Here is a 21,178-nt window from a genome sequence, read left to right as displayed (position 1 = left end):
AGAAAGGCCCAGTTAACTGGGCCTTTCTTTTTTGTGTCTGCCTATCGTGCTCACGGCTTGATTGAGTTGGCGGCCAACTTACGACTGCTGGTAATGGTTTCGAACTCCTTCAAATCAGCGGCGAAGGCTTCCTGAGTCTCAAAGATCAACCGATTGATTTCGTCGGATGCAGATTTGTCCGGCAACACCCGGTCGTTGACAATACCCATGCCGATTCGAACAAAGAAATTATCCAGCCCCTCGAAAGCGGTTTTGAAGGTCAGTTTCGACCCGGCACCGGTTTTGGACTGTTCGAATTGCGCCCCCAGCAAAATACCTTTGCCTTCATTCCCCTTACAGGCCACGGCCAGGAACTCTTCAATAATCTCATCAATGTCTTTTGGCAACACCACATCAATCATGGATGTAGGCATAAAGCCCAACGCGTTACCCTGAACCCGCACATCCGGCACATCGGACAACTGCCCCACCAGCTTGGCGCCCTCCTCCGTCGACATAAACTGCACCCGGGCCTTGGCATTATCCAGGTGGGTCACCACTCCCAGTATGGTCATGGTGCTGCTCATGTGCGCCGTGAAATTCCAGGGCTTGTTGTCATCAATAGGTTCTGCATCCAAAACAACCTGATTGCCTTTGATCGGCAGAATTCGACCATCTGCGATGAAAGCCTGAAAGCTGCCGCGCAGCGTGCGGCTGTCCAACTCAGCAGTGAACAATTCACCCCGCTCGTCTTCGAGTCGGAAGGAACCGCGAAACAGCCGATTCATATTTTGCAGGTGCCCGACAATGTTCGGATAGAATGCCTTCATGCGCTCGGGTTCAATGACGAAGGCAATATTGAGTTGTCGGTAAGGCTTGTTGAGGTCGTGGTAGACCACATCCTCGATAGAACCAAGCCGCGAAAGCAAGGTCCACATGGCAGGAAACGACGCCCACAAAGGTGCAATGATATCGACATCCTCCGAGCCCAGCTTGGGACTCATGCGGATCACCTGATCCCGGTATTGCTGAGCCACGGATTGATTGTCCTGGGCTTTGAACGAAGGCGCACCATCCACCACCACCCGAAAGGTTTCGATGGCCGCGCCCTGTACCGAGGGCCAGCGCATGTCCCCCACCCCCATTTCCATGGAACCGCGCATCAGGTAATGATCCCCCAGCTTGCCATCGATCTTCTTCGCCTGCACCAACACCGAAACATCCCCCAGTGAATCGGGAACGCCTTCAGGGCCGATGGTTTTCGGGTCAGGGCCAACCACATACTGGTTACCGGCACGGGCACCATAAACCCGCAGCTGTCGCCAGTCTCCGCTTTGCTCCGGCAACATGGCGTAGAAGTGACTGAGATTGAAGGATTCCAGGTTATCCCACATTTCATCAACGAAACTCTGGGTTTGCTGATGAAACGCCATGGAACCGAATACGGCGCGGTTGAGGTCGGCCATTTCGTGCATGCGGGCAATGGCAAGATCCGGATCACCTTCCCCGGTCAGTTCCACCGAGGCGGCCCAGCCGCGATCCACCACTTCAGGCGGTACGGCCCACGCTGCCGTGGTCAAAAGCAAAGAGGGCAACAAGCCCGAAATGAACGTCATTTTCATGGTGTCGATTCCCTTAATCATTTTTGTTATGTCCCGAGGGAAAGACCACCATAATCCAATATCAGACCGGACAAGTCCAGGCGCTGAACGCCCATCCGGGCTGATGCTTCAGGCCATCGCCCGGGCGTCAGAGTGCGTCCCCATCCTCTTCAAAATCCGCTTCGTCATCAAAATCTTCAAACAAATCATCATCTTCCAGAAAGTCATCGGCCATCTGACCGTCGTTGACCAGAAAATCCCGACGTTGCAGATAGGCATTTCGGAAGAAGCTGTAGCGATCACCGGCCACCAGGCTTTCCGCCTCCAGCAGTCCTGCCCGCAGATCAATGATCTCCATAGCGCGGATGCTGTAGCGGGTCAGGTCATGATCAATGTCGTTGTAGGGGGAAATATAATAGTCCGGAATCAAACCGGTGCTGTCGCGCAGGGTGTTGGGACCCAGAAAAGGCAGCACCAGATAGGGGCCGGAACTGACTCCCCAATAACCCAGGGTCTGACCGAAATCCTCATCGTGCTGCTCCAGCCCGATACGGGATCCGATGTCGATGAAACCGAAGATTCCCACCGTGGAATTCACCAGAAAACGGGTGCTGTCCAGCCCCGCCTGCTTGAACTTGAGTTGCAGCAGGTCATTGAAAATGGTTTTGATCTCACCGATGTTGTTGAAGAAGTTGCTGACCCCATCCTGCAGTGGGTCCGGCATGGCTTTGTCGTAGCCCTTTGCCACCGGTTTCAGTAGATAAAAATCCAGCGTGTCGTTGAAGCTGAACACAGCCCGGTTAAAGCCTTCCCAGGGGTCTCTGGGGTGGGCTTCATCCTCCTCGGCTACAACGGGCCCGGCCAATCCTATGGTCGTCATGACAATGGCCAACAGCCATGCGCGCACCTGAACCGGGCTTGTCCTCGTCATCATGTTGGGGGTTCCTATTGTTTCGGGGTATTGGGATTATAAAGCCAAAGTCGAAAAGCAAGCGCACGATTCTACCCTGTGCGGCCGCCCATGACAAAGCGGCCCAACTCCCCACCCGAGAAGAGCCCAGGGGTTATCAGCGGGAGTCCGGCTCCCTGAATTTTCTGGCAATCCAGTAATCGACACTGAGGTACGAACCACCCCCTATGAACAACAGGGTCAGCAGCATGACAAAATAGGTGGCAGCAAACTCGATGCCATTGTTCAGAATCACGAAGCTGCCCTTTTCTGTCAGCCAGGCGTAGTTACCGTTCTCACGGAGGATGTCGCGGGCCCGGTCCAGGCGCTTACCCACTTCAACGCTGTTCTGAAGGCTTTCCGCAGCACCGGGAAAACCCACCGGCGCCAACACACTGGCGACACTGGTTGCCGGATCCGAAGGGGCAACTGCAAACCAGCCATTCTGCCAATGGGCCGTGAACATCGCTACCAGCATGGTGACCAAGAGCGGAATAGAAGCCCAGCGCACGGCGATACCGAGCAACAAGGCAACACCGCCAAGCAACTCAGCTGCTGTGGCCAGAAAAGCCATGGCCTGGGGAAACGGCAAGCCAAGGGAATGTTCGAACCAGGCGACGATATCGCCAAAGTGGTTCATCTTGTGCAGGCCCACGGCGATAAAAATCGGCGCCAGATACAAGCGCAGCGCCAAAGGAGCAAGAAAATCCAACTTGCGGCCGGCATCCAGCAGGTTATGCAGTTTGTTCAATACAGCGATCACAGGACTATCCTTTTATGGGTTTTAATTCAGTTCCCAATAGGATGCCGCTGGTCCGCAATTGTTTCAGTGCCTGCTCGCCCCCCTGTATCACCACATTCTGATCCAGGTGTGGCAGTTCAGCGGCCACTGCCCGCACCGCGTCCCCTCCGGTATAGTCAGGATGCTCTTCCAGCACCATCAACAGTCGCGCAGTGACACCGTTGATTTCCATGAAGCGCACTTCATCCTCTGCATCCCGATACACAATGAGGAACGTGGCTGTGGGCGGCGGCTCTGCCGGCACAGAGTCCACACTGATCCGATGCACGGGATAGTCATAACTCAGGACGTACGCCAGGGGTGAAAGCAAGGGACGGCCCTGCATTAAATTGCCCGTCGGATTGAATCCGGTGGTGGGAATGACGTCCTCATCGATATCCGCTACCAATTCGATCCATTCGTAGTGGGCCAGCTCCAGCATAAACGGCAGGTCATCCTGTTCCGGCTGGCGAGATTGCTGCAGGTAGTTGAGAAACTCTCCGCTGATTTCGAGAAAATAAGGGGACTGGCAACGATACGTGGAAAAGAATGCCCGCACCATCCGATGCCATTTTTCATCCGGGGTGAGTGACCGCAAAACCGGAAAGCCCCCGCTGATGAAACCCTCCACGTTGTTGTAAAACAAATCCCGGTAGATCTGCAGGCGCCGGTCTTCAATGCCCGAGGGTGGCGCAGCGCGAGCCGGGTCACGCAGGTGGGAAGCCAGTTGAAACTGAATTTGTTTGAAGGTTGGTGTTTGGGTCATGGGAAGAACCTGTTGTGCACCCCGGATCGCGAACTAGGCGGTTTTACCATTCACCAGCCGATGGCGGGACTGGATATCGTGGATGGTGTCGACCTCCCCCAGCAATTCCGCTAAGGAGGGAATATTGAAGTCACGCTCCAACAGCGTGGGCTTAACACCAAACAAGCGGTAGGCCTGATCCAGTAACTGCCACACCGGGTCGATGACGTCAGCCCCATGAGTGTCAACGATGAGGTCATCGGCTTCGTTATAGTGGCCCGCCACGTGGATATACTGAATGCGCTCACCGGGGAGCTGCCGCATAAACTCTGCTGCCTCGTAGCGATGGTTGACGCTGTTGACATAGATGTTGTTAACGTCCAACAGTAAACCGCAATCCGCCGCTTCCAATACCGCATTGAGAAATTCGATTTCCGACAGTTCCTGACCCGGCGCGGCATAATAGGAAACGTTTTCAATCCCCAGAGGCCGCTCCAGGATATCCTGCACCTGGTGTATGCGCTTTACCACATGGTCTACGGCTTCGGAGGTGAAAGGGATCGGCATGAGGTCGTAGAGGTGGCCATCGTCGCTGCAATAACTGAGGTGCTCTGTGTACACTTCAATGCCATGCTGGTCGAGGAAATGCTTGATGGATTTCACCAGTTCCACATCGATGCGCTCCGGCCCGCCCAGGGACAAAGACAAACCGTGCGTCACGAAGGGGTAGGCTTCGGTCATGGCGCGCAGTTGCTTGCCATACCGACCACCCAGCTTGATCCAGTTTTCCGGGGCCACTTCCATAAAGTCAATCTGGCCGGGCTTTTGCTCGCAGAGCGGGCCAATCAAGGCCCGCCGCAAGCCCAGTCCGGCACCGTGCAAGGTGTAAGGACTGTGAGTGGTCATGACTTAGCTACCACACTTGCCTTCGCCACATTTGCCTTCTTTGGCTTTCTTGCCTTCGCCACATTTACCCTCGCCACATTTACCTTCTTTGGCTTTCTTGCCTTCGCCGCATTTACCCTCACCGCATTTGCCTTCTTTGGCTTTCATGCCTTCGCCGCATTTACCCTCACCGCATTTGCCTTCTTTGGCTTTCTTGCCTTCACCACATTTGCCCTCACCACACTTGCCTTCATGGTGGCCCGCCAACTGGTAGCCCGCTGACAGCTCGGTGGTAGCAAAGGGGTTTTCTGCGGCATTGACCGGGGTCGCAGACATCGCCGATGCAACCAGTGCAGCACCAACACCAGCCGCCAGGGGTTTCAGGGAATTGAACTTAGCCATGGTTTTCTCCTTGGATTTTTTGCTCTTTGGTTTAAGTGGGTAACGCACCCGTAGGTTCACCTGCGATGACATACTGCCGATCACACAGTTACTGCAATATAAGACTGAGTGGTAATGGGGATGTTTCAGTCCGAACCCAATTTTTTTGTTCTAATTCACAATTCCGGTATAAAGTCACAGTTAAGCACATGATGCACAAACAAAAAAGCCACAGCGATCGGCTGTGGCTTTTTTGGGGGGCCAGCAACGAGATCAGCGCTTCCGCACAATCACGCTACCGGCGGAGTACCCCGCCCCAAAGGAGCAGATCACACCCACCTCCCCGGCCGTGAAATCCTGCCGGTATTTGTGGAAGGCAATGACCGAACCCGCCGAGCTGGTGTTGGCGTATTCATTCAGGATCACCGGTGCCTCTTCCACCGAGGCATCCCGGCCCAACACCTTTTTCGAGATCAACAGGTTCATACTCAGATTAGCCTGGTGCAGCCACATACGCTTCAGCTGCGGGGTTTCAATGCTCTCATCGGAGAGGTGACTGACGATCATTTCCGCCACCATGGGCACCACTTCCTTGAACACCTTACGACCGTTCTGGCGGAACAGCTTGTCACGGGCACCGATACCGCTCTCATCGCAACGGTTGAGGAAGCCGAAATTGTTGCGGATGTTGTTGGAGAACTGGGTTTGCAGGCGGCTGCCCAGGATCTCCCAGTTCTCGGAACTGGTGCTGGTTTCCAGGCGTTCCACCACGGCGGCCGTGCAGACGTCGCCGAATATGAAGTGGCAGTCGCGATCCTCCCAGGCCAGGTGGCCGGAGCAGATCTCCGGGTTCAACACCAGCACTGAGCGCGCTGAACCCGCCAGTACAGCGTCTTTGGCGGTTTGCAGGCCAAAGGTGGCAGACGAGCAGGCCACGTTCATGTCGAAGCCATAGCCTTTGATGCCCAGGGCCTGTTGCACTTCGATGGCCATGGCCGGATAAGGGCGTTGCATGTTGGAGCAGGCCACGATCACCGCATCGATATCGTCTGCGGTTTTGTTGGCCTGCGCCATGGCCTCTTTCGCGGCCGCCACGGCGATTTCACACTGGATGGACTGCTCTTCGTCGGAGCGCTCCGGCAGGCTGGGGCACAAACGGGTGGGGTCCAGGACTCCGGATTTGTTCATCACATACCGGCTTTCGATGCCCGAAGCCTTGACGATGAATTCCTCGCTGGAGTGGGACAACGCCTCCAGCTCTCCGGCCTCGATGGCCGCTTTGTTTTCTTCGTTGAACAGATCGACGTAGCGGTTGAAACTTTCAACCAGCTCGGCATTGCTGATGGATTCCTGGGGCGTGTACAGCCCGGTTCCACTGATGACCACGATTGGGCCCTGTGTAGTTTGCGACACTGCTACCTCCGGCGTTGTTATCTTTATCGCTGTTACCGTATTTCTGCGCTATATACAAAAAAGACTAAATTGTTCAATTACTTACCGCTTGCGGTAGAGTGCCCCTGATTTTTCTGCTCCGGGCCGTCCCCGCTCTGGGCCTCTTCCCTGAGCTTATTCATTTCAAGCATCCAGTTTACCATGAATGGGAAGTGATCTTGCACTGCATCCGGGTGGGTGAGCATGCTTATCTGCGAGTAGTTGTGCCGGTTTCCCAGATTTCGTCCCAGCACCACCAGACGGCCGTTATGATGGCCGATTTCCCGCATGAAGCCTTTGACATCCGCGGCACTGCACCGGGCCAGATCCGCACTGGGGGCAAAATACAGGGCCGGTGGGAAACTCAGCCCCTGACTGATGGCAGCGCCGTAATCAAACTGATCCACCGGGTCGACCCAATCCTGCCCCCGAAACCAGTTGAGGCTGTCCCTCTGGATGCCCAAGAACTCGTTCTCGGCCCCGATTTTCAGACTGCGCCCCGGCACATACCCCTTGAAACGCGCGGCCAGCTGAGCGCACCAGCCCCAGAGTCCCTCCACCAGCATATAACGGGACACGCTGCGGTGGACGGCCACCCGGTGGCTGCCGAAATTGATTAGTCCGTTGAGAGAGGCGCGATAGCCCGGGTAACGGGCCAGATAGCTGCTGGCCAGCACGCCGCCCCAGGCATGGGTGATCCAGAATGCCGGGTACGCCCCCTTGTGGGAGTGAATGGTATCCAGGATGGCGGGAATGTCCTGGTTGACGGCATCCTCCACCCGATAGGCAGCCCAGCGACTCACCGGGGGCCAGGACCGCCCTTTGCCGCGCAGATCGGGAATGTAGGTGTCGAAACCCTGCTCTGCCAGGAAATGGGCCAGGCCCCGCCCCTGCCGGGAATAGAAAATGGTGCCGTCTTCCAACAGGCCGTGCAGCAGCAATACGGCGGCACCATCGGGGTTGTCTGCGAGTCGGCGCAAATGCAACTGGTGACCGCCGGGGAGCGGCACCATCAGGGACGTTTCGACTTTTCTTACCGACATAACCGCGTTCCTTGCAGATCGTGTGCGATCACGAAGCCACGCTCTGCCACATTTTTTGCAATCGCTTATGGGATACAGGATACGGGGTCTTAACGCCCTGGGCAAACAGGGATACACGGTATTCCTCCAGTGCCCAGCGCCACTGCTCCAGGCGTTCATCCAGCACGCCTTCTTTCCGATGTTTATGGAGCCGGTTCTGGTACTGGTCCCAGAGTCGGTCCAGCTCCTCAATCAACTGCTGATCACGGTCAATCTTACCCTGCAGGCGCTGCCAGCGTACCTGAATGGCATCCAGATAACGGGGGTAGTTCAACAAGGCCTGATAGGGAATGCTGCGCAGCCACTGCTCCGGGAACAAGCGGGCCAATTGCGACTGGATGTCCGCCCGGGCCGCCTTGCGTGCGGGGGAGCGGTCTTGTGCCAGCAGGGCGACCACCTCGTGATGACGCTGCAGAATGTCAGTGAGGAGTCGTTGAACGTCCATGGCGGCGCGGGCCAGCTCGGCGCTACCGGACCGCAACCGTTGCTGAAACCCCTCTTCGGTACGCAGCGGTGGCTGGTCGGCGATAAACGCTCGATAGAAGGCCATTTCCACCACCCCGTCCACCAGGGTTTTACGATCACCGAACGGCGCGAATTTGATGGCGACGGACTCCGCCAGGCTATGCTGTTTTTTCAGGTAACGTACCTGTTGTGGCAGGGCCAGAATGCACAATCGCAGCAAGCCCTGCTCCATGGCCAACTGGGCTGCAAATGGCGTATCGTATAACTGCAGTGCAACCCCGCTGCCTTTCACGGTGAGCGCAGGATACGCTTTCACCAGAGCCCCCGCCTGCCGGGTTTCGTAGACTTCAGGGATGGTATCGAAAGCCCAATGGTCATAGACCGCCTCATTCAGGCTGCCCTGGGTCAAATGCTGCAACGACTGCTGGAACTCACCCTGCAGCGACATTTTTATCTGGCGGATGTCGCGGCCTTCTGCCAGCACCTTGCCCTTGCCATCCAGCACTTTCAGATTCGCCAGCAAATGCAGTGGCAAGGCAGATTCATCAAAACTCTGATCACTGATGTCCACCCGCTTCCTTTCCCGCAGGAACGTTGCCAACTGCACTTTGAGGGAACGGTCACGCTGTGGCTGGCTGTTGAGGAACGCGGCAGCAAAATCCGGTGCCGGTACAAAATGCTTGCGCAGGGTTTTTGGCAGGCTTTTGATGAGGGCGACACATTTCTCCTGCTCCAACCCCGGTACCAGCCATTCCAGCTTTTCCTCTTCAATCTGGTTGATGAGGGTCACCGGTACCACGATGTTCAAACCATCCTGTTTTTTTCCCGGTTCAAACTGGTAATCAATCTGGATGCTGCCGCCTTCCACCTGGACCTGATCCGGGAATTCCCATTGACTGATGCTGTCAGTGGCACTTTTCACCAGTTGTTCTTTTTGTAAGAACAGAAGCTCCGGTTGTTCCCGCTCCGCTTGTTTGCGCCAGCGCTCGAAGCTCTTGCCGTTGACCACCTGTGGCGGCACTACCGCGTCGAACAGGGCATACAGGGTCAGATCATCAATCAGGATGTCACGGCGGCGGGATTTCTGCTCCAGGTATTCCAACTCGGCGATCAAATCCTGGTTGTGGCGGGCATAGGGAGCGCGGGTGTCGTACTCATGCAAAACCAGGGCGTGCTGAATGAACAATTCCCGGCAACGCACCGGATCAATGGTGCTGTAGTTCACCCGCTTGCGGGGATTCAGGATCAGCCCGAACAGGCTGGTCTGCTCGTAGGCCACCGTGCAGGCCTGCTTCTTCTCCCAGTGGGGTTCAAAGTAACTGCGCTTGAGCTGGGCCTCGCCCACCTGCTCCACCCACTCCGGTTCAATGCGCGCCACCGTGCGCCCGAACACCTTGTGGGTTTCGACGATCTCAGCGCACATGATCCATTTGGGCTTTTTCGAATTCAGCGTCGAGCCGGGAAAGATGGACAGGCTGCGATTACGGGCGGCGCTGTAGCCTTTCTGATCGTCCTTCACCGCCACATGACTGAGCAACCCGCTCAAGATGGAACGGTGCAACTCTTCATATCGGGCCGGCTCGGTGTTCTCCTGCCATTTGAGCTGGTGGGCCACCTGTTTCAGCTGGCGATAGACGTCCTGCCATTCCCGCATACGCAGATAACTGAGGAAGTTTTCCAGCAGCCAGCGCCGGTAACGGCTGTTGGTGAGCTCGGTTTTCTGCTGCTCACACTGTTTCCAGATATTGACGAAGGTGAGAAAATCCGATTCCTCATGCTGCATGCGTTTGAGCGCTTCGTCTGCCGCCCCCTGGCGGTCGTGAGGGCGCTGCCAGGGCTCCTGCACGCTGAGGCCGCTGGCAATGATGAGCATTTCCTGCAGGCAATGGTGCTGCTGCGCCGCCACCAGCATTCGGGCTATGCGAGGGTCCACCGGAAACTGCAGCAATTGCGACCCCAATGGGGTGATCATGCGCTTTTTATCCACCGCACCCAGCTCTTCCAACAGCCGATAGCCATCGTTCACCAGGCGTTGATCCGGTGGGTCCACAAACGGAAAACGGGATACCTCCCCCAGCTTCAGGCCCTGCATCTGCAGGATCACCGAGGCCAGGTTGGTGCGCAGGATTTCCGGCTCGGTGTATTCCGGGCGGCTATTGAAATCCGCTTCCGAATACAGGCGGATACAAATCCCCTCCGCCACCCGGCCGCAGCGCCCCGCACGCTGATTGGCACTGGCCCGGGACACCGCTTCAATCGGCAATCGCTGCACCTTGGTACGGTAACTGTAACGACTGATGCGGGCCACACCGGTATCAATCACGTAGCCAATATTGGGTACCGTAATGGAGGTTTCCGCCACGTTGGTGGCCAGCACCACGCGGCGCCCGGTATGGGACTGAAACACCCGGTTCTGCTCCGCGTTACTGAGCCGGGAATAAAGCGGCAACACGTCCAGATGCTTCGGACCCTGGCGCCGCAATCGTTCTGCCACCTGGCGGATATCCCGCTCGCCGGCCAGGAACACCAGCACGTCCCCCGGTCGGGACGGGTTGGGATGGGCCCGTTCCAGTTGCCGGATTTCCTCCAGTGCCCGCAAAATGGCGGTTTCGATTTTGCCCTCGTCATCGGCCACCTGATCCTCAGTGTCGTCGGTCTCTTCCTCCTGGGGGCGATAGAGAATCTCCACCGGATAGGTGCGCCCGGACACTTCAATCACTGGCGCATCATTGAAGTAGCGGGAGAAGCGCCAATGATCAATGGTGGCAGAGGTGATGATGACTTTAAGGTCCGGTCGCTTGGGCAGGAGCTGCTTGAGAAAGCCCAGCAGAAAATCGATATTGAGGGTACGTTCATGGGCCTCATCAATGATGATGGCGTCATACTGGCTGAGAAAGCGATCCTGGGCGATCTCGGCCAACAGCATGCCATCGGTCATCAGTTTGATGTGGCTGTGTTCGGACACCTGATCCTGAAAGCGGATCTTATAACCTACACTCGCCCCGACCTGGGTTTGCAACTCTTCGGCAATGCGCTGCGCCACCGTACGGGCCGCCAAACGCCGGGGCTGGGTATGACCAATGTAACCGGTGACGCCCAAACCGGCCTGCAGACACATCTTGGGAATCTGGGTGGTCTTACCGGAGCCGGTTTCACCGGCGATGATCACCACCTGATGTGCCTGAATGGCCCGGGTAATTTCAACGTGGCGAGCGGACACCGGCAGAGTCTCGGGATAGTGCCAACGGGGCAGCCGATCCCGACGCTGTTGCACCCGCTCCAGAGACCGGGCGATGTCATCCTGCAGGCGCACCAGATCCCGGTCAACCGGCTTTTTCTGGGCCTGACGTCGCACTATGCTCTGCAAGGTGCGACTCAGCCGGTGCCGGTCTTTACTCAGGCAGGCACTGATCTGCAATGGCAGTTGGGATTGCATTTCGGATGGCTTTTGGAAATGGGAATCGGATGTCACGCCAGAACCTCATGTGTTATGGCGCCGCATTGTACCGGAGTTGGGGGCTAAAATGCAGGCCGGGTGGGCACCGGCCTGCAGTGGGTTCGGGATCTGGAGGCGTAAGCTGAATTACTGGCCGCGCAATTCACGACGCAGAATCTTGCCGACATTGGTTTTGGGCAGATCCGTGCGGAATTCCACCAGTTTGGGAACCTTGTAGCCGGTCAGGTTCGCCTTGCAATGGGCGATCAGCTGTTCCGCGGTCAGGCTACTGTCGGACTTCACCACAAACAGCTTCACCGCCTCGCCGCTTTTCTCGTCCGGAATCCCCACCGCAGCGCATTCGATGATGCCGGGATGGGTGCAGGCCACATCTTCCACTTCGTTGGGATAGACGTTGAAACCGGACACCAGGATCATGTCCTTTTTACGGTCCACAATGCGCAGGTAGCCGTCTTCCTGGATCAGCGCCACGTCACCGGTTTTCAGCCATTCACCGTCTTTGGTCATGGTCTCTTTGGTGGCTTCATCCCGCTGCCAGTAACCTTTCATCACCTGGGGGCCACGTACACAGAGCTCGCCGCTCTCACCGATGGCCAGCTCATTCTCGTCTTCGTCCACAATCTTCACATCGGTGCCCGGTACCGGAATGCCAATGGTGCCCACCTGGATAGCATGGGGTGGGTTCACGCAGACCACCGGTGACGTCTCGGTCATGCCGAAGCCTTCAGCGATGCGATTGCCGGTCATGGATTCCCATTGGTCGGCCACAGACTTTTGCAGGGCCATGCCGCCGGCGATGGTCATTTTCAGTGAACTGAAATCAATGGATTTGAAATCCGGGTTGTTCATCAGGGCCACAAACAGGGTGTTCAGGCCAGTGAAACAGGTGAAACGCTGATTGGCCAGCTCTTTGACAAACGCCGGAATATCCCGGGGATTGGTAATCAGAACATTGCAGGCGCCATGGGACATCATACCCAGGCAGTTCACGGTGAAGGAAAAGATGTGATAGAGCGGCAGCGGAGTGATGGCCACTTCCTGCCCCGGTCGCAGGGAGCGCAGGATAAAATCCATCTGCAACATATTGGAAACCAGGTTTTTGTGGGTCAACATGGCACCCTTCGCCACGCCGGTGGTACCGCCTGTGTATTGCAGCACCGCCACATCATCGGCACTGGGTTCGTCATCGGCTTTAAACTGCGCGGCAGCCCCTTGCGCCATGGCTTTGGTAAACGGAACGGCACCTTTGATGGTGAAATCCGGTACCATTTTCTTGATGTGTTTGATGACAAAGTTCATCAGCACCCGCTTCAGGGTGGGCTGCATGTCCGCCACCTGAGTGATGATCACGTGCTTGATGCCGGTTTTAGGCAACACATCCGCGACGGAATCCCCGAAATTGGCCAGGGCAACGATGGCCTTACAGCCAGCATCATTGAACTGGTGTTCCATCTCGCGTGTGGTGTACATGGGATTGGTGTTTACCACCACTAACCCGGCGCGCATGGCACCGAACACAACGATGGGATACTGAATCAGGTTGGGCATCTGCACTGCAATGCGGTCGCCCTTCACCAGGGTGGTGTGATTCTGTAAATAGGCAGCAAAATCGGCGCTCAGTTTGTCCAGCTCTCCATAGGTGATGGTGACCCCCATGTTATGGAACGCCGGGCGATCCGCAAACTTCTTACAGGCGTTCTCAAACACATCCAGCACGGACTCATAGTCACCGTATTGGATTTCAGAGGTTACGCCTTCGGGATATTTGTCCGTCCAGATTTTATCTACCATATTATTATTCCCCGGTTCTCTATGAGGGTTACTGTCTAGGGCTACTGACCTGAGCTAATTCGACTTGGGCTAATTCGACTCACGGCATACACACTGAGGCGATGCAGGTTGTGTTCAAGCAAAGCGCGCAAGAGGGTACCAGTTTTGACAAAAATGGGCCAGATACACACCGGGTCTTTACCGCAAATTACGGCGTATTCAGGCCCCAATCGTAGTGATAATCCACATCCAGATCGTGACCAGACAGTCGCCTGCCCAATTCCGGTTTCGCGTATTTCAACAGGTGCTCAATCACACCCTCTTCATTGCCGCCAAAATCAGATTGATACCAGTCGTAGATCGAGGACAACTGCAATTCCTTGCCGGAAATGGCAACGCCCCGGGGGTGATTCACATAGTCCACTGCCCCCTGCTGCAGCAAGGACTGGGTGTTGTCCGCGGTGTAGGCTTTAAGCGCCAGATTGGGACACCCGATGCTAGCGCAGTTGACCGCATAGTGAATGCGGTTGTCTTTCCAGATGGGGCGCAGGATACGATGCTCTATATCGTTTAGGCTGAGGGACTCGCCTTCGACCTTGAGCAGCTTTTCATTCCAGGGGCCGAACGAGAAGAAGCCAAACTTGATGTCGCGGATGCTTTCCACCGGGTAGTGATCCAGTATCAGGTTGACCGTGGCGGCATTATACAGGTTGATCCAATAGGCAAATTGTTCGGCCCGGTTATAGGTCAGAATCCGGGTGTTTTGCAGCGTTGAAAGATACCCCTCGAGCAACGATTTATCCTGGCTCGACACGGCGCCGTAATCAAAACGGGTTGCCTGCGGATCACCGGATGCGGACAGGTAACGATCCAGTATCTGCTGCCAGGGGCTATGATCGATGGTGGCGGTGCTGGCGGCATCCTGTGCCTCCCATTTGGGCCAGGGTTCTGCTTTAGGGGCAGCCCAGGCCGAGGCCCACGACTGCAGCACCAAGGCCATGAAAACACATAACTTTGCTAGTTTAGGAAGAGATTTAGCCACGAGTTGACAGTCCTTCTGCATGTTCCATAGTTATAAGCATATAACCCGTCTTAATGACCCCTTTTCAGGTGAGCCTCATGATCAAGACCCAGGGCGAATTATTGGATGTTTTTATCATTGGCGGAGGCATCAGCGGCGCCGCCATCGCGGCAGAATGTGCCGGGCGGGGCTTGTCGGTCACCCTGTGTGATCGCAACGATGTAGGCGGTGCCAGTTCCTCACAATCTGATCAGATTCTGCCAGGCGCCATTCAGTTCCTTCGCAGCCACAACTTACCCTATTTCAATAAGGTGATCAAAGAGAAAGCCAGACTCCGACAACGGGCACCGCATCTGTGTCGAGAGCGGCCCTTTGTCGTGGTCCCGGCGCCGAACCGGCAGCCGTCCCCCATCAGCCGGATCTGGCTGTGGCTGTTCCAGAACTGGCTCCAGGGCGGCAACACCGCTGGCCTTGCCAAGCGCCATCCGGATCGGGTCCAGGCCGCTCCACTGCGACCCCAGGGCGGCCTGCCCTGGGTCATGGAGGAAAGCATGGTGGACGATGCCCGGCTGGTGATTGAAAACCTGCTGTTCGCGGAGCAGCACCAGGGCTCAATCTGGCCCCACCATCAGTTCATCTCAGCCCATCGCCACCAGGGACAGTGGCAGATTACCCTGTGTAACCGGGAACAACAGGAAGTCCAGGTGGCCAGCCGCTGCCTGATTAACGCGGCGGGGATTCGGGTGAACGAGGTGCAGCGCCGGATCGCAGACTCCGACAGCCGCTGCTGGATCGAATCCAAGCGCAAGCTCTTTATGCTGATTCCCAAATTTTACCAGGGTGATCATGCCTACCAGATTGAAACGGCCGGCAGCCCCGTCAGTGTCACGCCTTATCTGGAGCATTTCTGTCTGGTATCCAGGGTCACCGGCATCGGCACCGATGAGGCAAGCGCAGACCCCAGCCTGCAGGAACAGACGGACCTGATCCACACACTGAACCAGTATTTTCAGGTGCAGTTGGCGGCGGACGCCGTTATCCGTTGCTACTGTATCCAGCAACCCCTTTACTGTGACGACCGGGAAGGCTCTCCGGAAGGCGTGGAGGATTACGCCCTGGACCTCAGCTGTGTAGACGGACGCTCCCCGCTTATTTCCATTTTCGGCGGCAGTTTTGCCACCCACCGGGCCATGGCCGAAGAGGCCGTGGAGATGCTCGGCCATTATCTGCCCTCAGAGCCCACCGCAACCACCCGCTGCCCCCTGCCGGGGGGCGATTTGCATCCCCAGGGCTTTGATCAGTTCATCCTTCATGTGGCCAGCGAGTTCCCCTGGCTGCCAAGCCGCCTGCTGAACCACTATTGCCGTACCTATGGTGCCCGCACCCTGACATTGTTGGAGGGCTGTCACGCCCTGGATGACCTGGGGCCACCGATCTGCCCCGGCCTGCATCAGCGGGAGGCCGAGTTTCTAATGCAAAATGAATGGGTTAACTCCGCGGAAGATATCTTGTGGCGGCGCACCCGCCTGGGCCTGTACGCCAGCACCGACGAGGTGACCCGATTACAGCGCTGGGTCGAAGCACATTTACCCTCCCCATCCCGCAAGCAAGGGTATACAATGTGGTCCAAACCCGTACCACCGGGCCGGCTGCATTGAGCCAGGCTCTGTTGAACGACCCTGCTCAACTCTGGCTCAACAACATTGGCTCAACTCTGGCAGTACCCGAGTGCTAGCACACGAGTCGCAACACACGACTTGCAATACCAAGATTGGAGACCTGCATGATTGCTGAAAAGCACTTTCTCACCAGCATTGATGGACACAAGATCTTTGTCAGAAAGTGGAGCAATCCAGAACGGGCCACACCCAAGGCCGTGGTGCACATCAACCACGGTATGGCCGAGCACGGCCGGCGTTACGAGCCCATTGCCGAGCAACTCACCGCGGCGGGCTATGTGGTTTACGCCCACGATCATCGGGGTCACGGCCACTCCATTCCACAAGGTGGCCTGGTGGGTCATTATGCCGACGTGAACGGCTGGAACCTGGTGCAATCGGATGTGCAACGGGTCAACCAGCACATTCGTGACAACGAATCGACGCTGCCCATCATTCTGTTGGGTCACAGCATGGGCTCTTTCATTGCCCAATACTATTGCATCAAACACGGTGATACCGTAGACGCGGTAATTCTTTCCGGTTCCGGCTTCAGCACCCCCGGTGCCTTGCGCGCACCCCGCATGCTGGTGAAACTGGAGAAACTGCGCAGCGGCCCCAAAGGTCGCAGCGCCCTCATTGATTACCAGACCTTTGGTAACTTCAATAAGAAATTCGGCGATACCCGTACTGAAGCGGACTGGCTCACCCGCTGCAATATCGAAGTGGATCGCTACATTGCAGACCCCCTTTGTGGTTTCCTCTGCACCAATCAGCTGTGGCAGGATTTCCTCGGTGGACTGGATACCCTGAGCCGCCTGCGCAACCTGCAAAGCATTCCCAACGACCTGCCGTTCTATCTGTTGTCCGGGGAGCGAGACCCGCTTTCCTACCACTCCAACCAACACGGCATTCACAAACTGGCCAACCATCTGCGCTCCGCGGGCCAGAGGGATGTGTCCGTAAAACTGTATGAAGAAGGACGCCACGAGATCTTCAACGAGCTGAATCGGGACGAAGTGGTGGCGGACATGCTGCAATGGCTGGACAGCCGGGTGCCCGGCGCCGCCAGCACATCCACCCGCGCGAAGGCCACGGCGTAACGCACCGATTACCAACTGATCAATTACTAAAAATCCGTTACATTTAATCGCTGTCCACGCCTGGTACAGATGGATACTATCTTTGCAAACCCACCAGGGAGCAGAATATGTCCGGTCTGGAAAACACGCCTTTTGACGAACTGGTCGTTGGCATGACCGCCACCTACACCAAATCCGTTTCTGAAGACGATATCAAGCTGTTTGCCATATTGTCCGGGGACACCAACCCCATTCATCTGGATGAGGAGTACGCCAAAACCACCCCATTTGGCGGCTGCATCGCCCACGGTGCCATGTGTGCCGTCATCATCAGTGCGGCCGTTGCCACCAAATTTCCGGGGCCTGGCAGCATTTACGCTGGTCAGGAGATGCGCTTTAAAAAACCGGTGCGCCCTGGGGATACCCTCACCGCGCACCTGGAACTGCTGGAAAAGAAACGTCGGGGTAACATTGTGCTGATTCAGAACGAGATCAAGAATCAGAACGGTGAGACCGTATTCCTGGGCGTGTCCACCGTGGTGGCGCCCACGGAAAAAGTGGTGGCCAAGCCGGTGGAGTTGCCCAGGGTGGAACTGTTCGACTGAGACTGGGTACGAAATAAAAAAGGCGTGAGTTCATCACGCCTTTTTTTGAGGTTCAGTGCTGCCACATCAACGGGAAAGATAGCGCATGCTTTCCTCCAGCCCCTTGAGCGTCAGCGGATACATCTTGTCTTCCACCAGTTTTTGAGTCCAGCTGACGGAGGTGGTGAATTCCCAGGTATTCTCCGGCTCCGGATTCAACCAGATCACCTTATCGAAATGCTCTTTCACCCGGCGCATCCAGGTCTCACCGGATTCTTCATTCCAATGTTCCACACTGCCACCCACCGAACTGATCTCATAGGGCGACATGGTGGCGTCCCCCACAAAGATCACCCGGTAGTCGCTGCTGTAAGTGCGCAGGATATCCAGGGTGTCAGTACGCTCGGTCCAGCGTCGATTGTTGTCCTTCCACACCCCTTCGTAGATGAAGTTATGGAAGTAAAAATACTCCATGTGCTTGAACTCGGCGCGGGTGGCGGAGAACAGCTCTTCACAGGTGCGCACATAGGGGTCCATGGAACCGCCCACATCAAAGAACAGCAATACCTTAACCCCGTTACGGCGTTCCGGCACCATTTTAATGTCCAGATAACCGGCGTTTCGGGCGGTGGAGGTAATGGTGTCATCGATGTCCAGTTGATCCGGCATGCCTTCGCGGGTGAATTTGCGCAAGCGGCGCAGGGCCATCTTGATGTTACGCACACCCAATTCAACGGAATCATCCAGGTTGCGATACTGGCGTTTCTCCCAGACTTTCACCGCCTTGCCGGTTCGACCGGGACCCGCCATACGAAAACCGGCCGGGTTCTGCCCGTAGGCGCCAAAGGGTGAAGTGCCCCCGGTGCCGATCATCTTGTTGCCGCCCTGGTGACGCTTCTTCTGCTCTTCAAGACGTTTCTTGAATTCTTCCATGAGCTTATCGAGATCACCCATCTGCTGGAGCTTTTCATACTCCTCCTTGCTCAGGGTTTTCTCGATTTCCTTGCGCAGCCACTCGTCGGGGATCATGGACTCGAACATGTCGTCCATGACTTCCAGGCCGTCAAAGTATTTTTTGAAGGCACGGTCAAATTTGTCGAAATGCTTTTCGTCTTTTACCAGCACGGTGCGGGACAGGTAATAAAACTGTTCCATGTCCGCGTACACGGTTCGCTTTTCGAGTGCGCCCAACAGATCCAGAAATTCCCGGATACTGACCGGCACCTTGCCATCGTGCAGTTCAAAGAAAAAATCGATCAGCATAATCAGCTCTCACGACGATGCATGAACGCCAGACGCTCCAACAGATGCACATCCTGCTCGTTCTTCACCAACGCGCCGTACAGTGGGGGAATCGCACTCTTGTTATCGCGATTGCGCAATACGTCTTCCGGGATTTCGTCCGCCAGCAACAGTTTCAGCCAATCGATCAGCTCGGAGGTGGACGGTTTCTTTTTCAGGCCGGGCACTTTGCGCACGTCGAAAAACACTTCCATGGATTCCTTCACCAGGGATTGCTTGATGCCGGGGAAATGCACTTCCACGATTTTCTGCATGGTTTCCTTGTCGGGGAAATCAATGTAGTGGAAGAAGCAACGGCGCAGGAATGCATCCGGCAGTTCCTTTTCGTTGTTACTGGTGATGATGACAATGGGACGCTTCACCGCTTTGATGGTTTCCTGTGTCTCATACACATAGAATTCCATCTTATCCAGTTCCTGCAGCAGGTCGTTGGGGAACTCGATGTCTGCCTTATCGATTTCGTCGATCAGCAACACCACCTGATCCTCGGCTTCAAACGCTTCCCACAGTTTGCCCTTTTTGATGTAGTTCTTGATGTCATGAACCCGATCGTCGCCCAACTGGGAATCCCGCAGGCGGGACACGGCGTCGTATTCGTACAGACCCTGGTGAGCTTTGGTGGTGGATTTGATGTGCCACTGGATCAGTCGGAGACCCAGGCCCTCCGCCACTTCTTCGGCCAGCATGGTTTTGCCGGTACCGGGCTCCCCTTTGATCAGCAGCGGACGCTGCAGGTTAATGGCGGCATTCACCGCGAGGCGCAGCTCGTCGGTGGTAACGTACTTATCGGTTCCTTGGAATTGCATAGTGGTTGCCTTGAACAGCTCAAATTTGCGACATTATAAACCAAACGGCTCCCCGAAACAGGGAGCCGCATTGGCCAAAACATCTACTTTAATCACCGTATTCAGGCTTGAACATGGCCATAGTCGCCACATAAGTGGCAGATTCGATCAGATCAAAGGCTATTATCCGATATTTGAGAGACTTCCTGACCCTGCAGCACGGAGCGTTGGGCAAGGGCCTGTTCCTGCAGGTGCTGTTTTATGGCACCCACTGCGGCCACCACATCGCTCCGGCAGGCGCTGATGCGATGCTGCAGACGCTGCAGGTTGCCGGCGTCGGCGCCGGAATCCAGGCTACTCACCAGGGCTTCACCCTGACCGTTGTGGTTATTCAACTGGTTGAGCACCGCTTCCAGGGAGGCCACAGTGGCGTCACTGGGGGTCTGCTTGTTGAGGATGGCTTCACCGGCTTCGCAGCTGGCCATGGCCTTGTTGAAGTAGCCCAGGGCGCGCTGGCTGGTTTGCAGTTCCAGTTGCCGCTCCGCCTTGGCCAGGGAAATCTTCTCCACTAACCGGTCACACACCCGCATGCGCACTGCCACGGAACCCACCCGCAATACCGTGGGGGTCACCTCCAGCGCCTGATCCCGCAATGTCTGGAAACGGGCAAAGGCATCCGCTGCCGCCGTCAGGTCCGCGCCATCCAGGGCGGCACGCGCCTCACCACATTGCGCCAGGCTGTCTTCCACCAGGGGCATGGCTTCGGCCCGGGCAATGTTGTCTTCAATCAGGGTGCAGCGTTTGTGTTCGCGACCAGCAAAGCTGTTGGTGTCCAGCAACTCCGGATCCAGGGCGCGGGCCCGCTGCAGGCTTTTCGCGTACTGCTGAATCTGCTGGCGCGCCTCGGTGGGGTCGGTACGACTGAGCCGGGAGGCCTGGTTACAGAATACGACCGCCTCTTTGAAAATGACGTCAGCGGAGGCGGATACGGGTTCAGCCGCCTGCAGGTGGGCAAAGGGAAATAAACTGATACAGGTGAGGGTCAACATCCAATATTTCATAACGCTTGTCCTGCTATCCATAAGAATCTATTAGCAAGGCTAGCAACGATTTTCGTGGCCGTGAGAACAAAGGTTGATGAAGCGCACATTCCATCAGGCACTGGTTTCCAATTCTGACATTCCAGAATCGCTTTGTGAGAAAGCGCACAAAAGCACTGT

17 protein-coding genes are annotated in these 21,178 nt (G+C 56.3%); 3 read left to right on the top strand and 14 right to left on the bottom strand.

Going from position 1 to position 21,178, the window contains the following annotated elements:
* Nucleotides 1-50: 50 nt before the first annotated feature.
* The 11 genes from D9N14_RS08780 to D9N14_RS08730 form a co-directional block, all read right to left on the bottom strand.
* Complete coding sequence (locus D9N14_RS08780; protein WP_290578997.1) at nucleotides 51-1,601, bottom strand: hypothetical protein; 1,551 nt, start codon at nucleotides 1,599-1,601, stop codon at nucleotides 51-53.
* Nucleotides 1,602-1,728: 127 nt separating this feature from the next.
* Nucleotides 1,729-2,514 carry a VacJ family lipoprotein gene (locus D9N14_RS08775; RefSeq protein ID WP_290578996.1) on the bottom strand — a complete coding sequence of 262 codons (786 nt, stop codon included), beginning with the start codon at nucleotides 2,512-2,514 and terminating at the stop codon, nucleotides 1,729-1,731.
* 133 nt (nucleotides 2,515-2,647) lie between these two features.
* On the bottom strand, nucleotides 2,648-3,292 hold the full coding sequence (locus D9N14_RS08770; protein ID WP_290578995.1) for a DoxX family protein: 645 nt from the start codon (nucleotides 3,290-3,292) through the stop codon (nucleotides 2,648-2,650).
* Nucleotides 3,293-3,296: 4 nt separating this feature from the next.
* Nucleotides 3,297-4,076: a DUF2063 domain-containing protein gene (locus D9N14_RS08765; RefSeq protein ID WP_290578994.1), complete on the bottom strand. Its 780-nt coding sequence runs from the start codon at nucleotides 4,074-4,076 to the stop codon at nucleotides 3,297-3,299.
* A 33-nt stretch (nucleotides 4,077-4,109) separates the two neighbouring features.
* Nucleotides 4,110-4,961, bottom strand: coding sequence for a DUF692 domain-containing protein (locus tag D9N14_RS08760; RefSeq protein ID WP_290578993.1), 852 nt, complete (start codon nucleotides 4,959-4,961; stop codon nucleotides 4,110-4,112).
* 3 nt (nucleotides 4,962-4,964) lie between these two features.
* Nucleotides 4,965-5,342 carry a hypothetical protein gene (locus D9N14_RS08755; protein WP_290578992.1) on the bottom strand — a complete coding sequence of 126 codons (378 nt, stop codon included), beginning with the start codon at nucleotides 5,340-5,342 and terminating at the stop codon, nucleotides 4,965-4,967.
* A 252-nt stretch (nucleotides 5,343-5,594) separates the two neighbouring features.
* Nucleotides 5,595-6,710 carry a beta-ketoacyl-ACP synthase III gene (locus D9N14_RS08750; RefSeq protein WP_317622597.1) on the bottom strand — a complete coding sequence of 372 codons (1,116 nt, stop codon included), beginning with the start codon at nucleotides 6,708-6,710 and terminating at the stop codon, nucleotides 5,595-5,597.
* 101 nt (nucleotides 6,711-6,811) lie between these two features.
* Entirely contained in the window at nucleotides 6,812-7,795 is a 984-nt protein-coding gene (locus tag D9N14_RS08745; RefSeq protein ID WP_290578990.1) for an alpha/beta fold hydrolase, read from the bottom strand.
* 28 nt (nucleotides 7,796-7,823) lie between these two features.
* Complete coding sequence (gene hrpA, locus D9N14_RS08740; protein ID WP_290578989.1) at nucleotides 7,824-11,771, bottom strand: ATP-dependent RNA helicase HrpA; 3,948 nt, start codon at nucleotides 11,769-11,771, stop codon at nucleotides 7,824-7,826.
* Nucleotides 11,772-11,882: 111 nt separating this feature from the next.
* Nucleotides 11,883-13,547, bottom strand: coding sequence for an AMP-binding protein (locus D9N14_RS08735; RefSeq protein WP_290578988.1), 1,665 nt, complete (start codon nucleotides 13,545-13,547; stop codon nucleotides 11,883-11,885).
* A 187-nt stretch (nucleotides 13,548-13,734) separates the two neighbouring features.
* Complete coding sequence (locus D9N14_RS08730; RefSeq protein WP_290578987.1) at nucleotides 13,735-14,526, bottom strand: DUF547 domain-containing protein; 792 nt, start codon at nucleotides 14,524-14,526, stop codon at nucleotides 13,735-13,737.
* 119 nt (nucleotides 14,527-14,645) lie between these two features.
* Here D9N14_RS08730 and D9N14_RS08725 point away from each other — a divergent pair, with 119 nt between their 5' ends.
* The 3 genes from D9N14_RS08725 to D9N14_RS08715 all read left to right on the top strand — a co-directional run bounded on the left by D9N14_RS08725 (nucleotide 14,646) and on the right by D9N14_RS08715 (nucleotide 17,892).
* Complete coding sequence (locus D9N14_RS08725) at nucleotides 14,646-16,205, top strand: FAD-dependent oxidoreductase (RefSeq protein ID WP_290578986.1); 1,560 nt, start codon at nucleotides 14,646-14,648, stop codon at nucleotides 16,203-16,205.
* Nucleotides 16,206-16,330: 125 nt separating this feature from the next.
* Complete coding sequence (locus D9N14_RS08720) at nucleotides 16,331-17,308, top strand: alpha/beta hydrolase (RefSeq protein ID WP_290578985.1); 978 nt, start codon at nucleotides 16,331-16,333, stop codon at nucleotides 17,306-17,308.
* 107 nt (nucleotides 17,309-17,415) lie between these two features.
* A complete protein-coding gene (locus D9N14_RS08715) occupies nucleotides 17,416-17,892 on the top strand; it encodes a MaoC family dehydratase (RefSeq protein WP_290578984.1) in 477 nt (158 codons plus the stop codon).
* Between the two features lie 66 nt (nucleotides 17,893-17,958).
* Here the strand turns inward: D9N14_RS08715 and D9N14_RS08710 are convergent, their stop codons facing one another.
* The 3 genes from D9N14_RS08710 to D9N14_RS08700 form a co-directional block, all read right to left on the bottom strand.
* Complete coding sequence (locus D9N14_RS08710; RefSeq protein ID WP_290578983.1) at nucleotides 17,959-19,134, bottom strand: vWA domain-containing protein; 1,176 nt, start codon at nucleotides 19,132-19,134, stop codon at nucleotides 17,959-17,961.
* Nucleotides 19,135-19,136: 2 nt separating this feature from the next.
* A complete protein-coding gene (locus D9N14_RS08705; protein ID WP_290578982.1) occupies nucleotides 19,137-19,979 on the bottom strand; it encodes an AAA family ATPase in 843 nt (280 codons plus the stop codon).
* Nucleotides 19,980-20,131: 152 nt separating this feature from the next.
* Nucleotides 20,132-21,019, bottom strand: coding sequence for a hypothetical protein (locus tag D9N14_RS08700; RefSeq protein WP_290578981.1), 888 nt, complete (start codon nucleotides 21,017-21,019; stop codon nucleotides 20,132-20,134).
* Nucleotides 21,020-21,178: the final 159 nt, after the last annotated feature.

The sequence above is a fragment of the Ketobacter sp. genome (genome assembly GCF_003671495.1).
Taxonomy (GTDB): Bacteria; Pseudomonadota; Gammaproteobacteria; order Pseudomonadales; family Ketobacteraceae; genus Ketobacter.
Note: the sequence above shows the minus strand (reverse complement) of the source record. Positions and strands in the feature narration are given on the sequence as shown.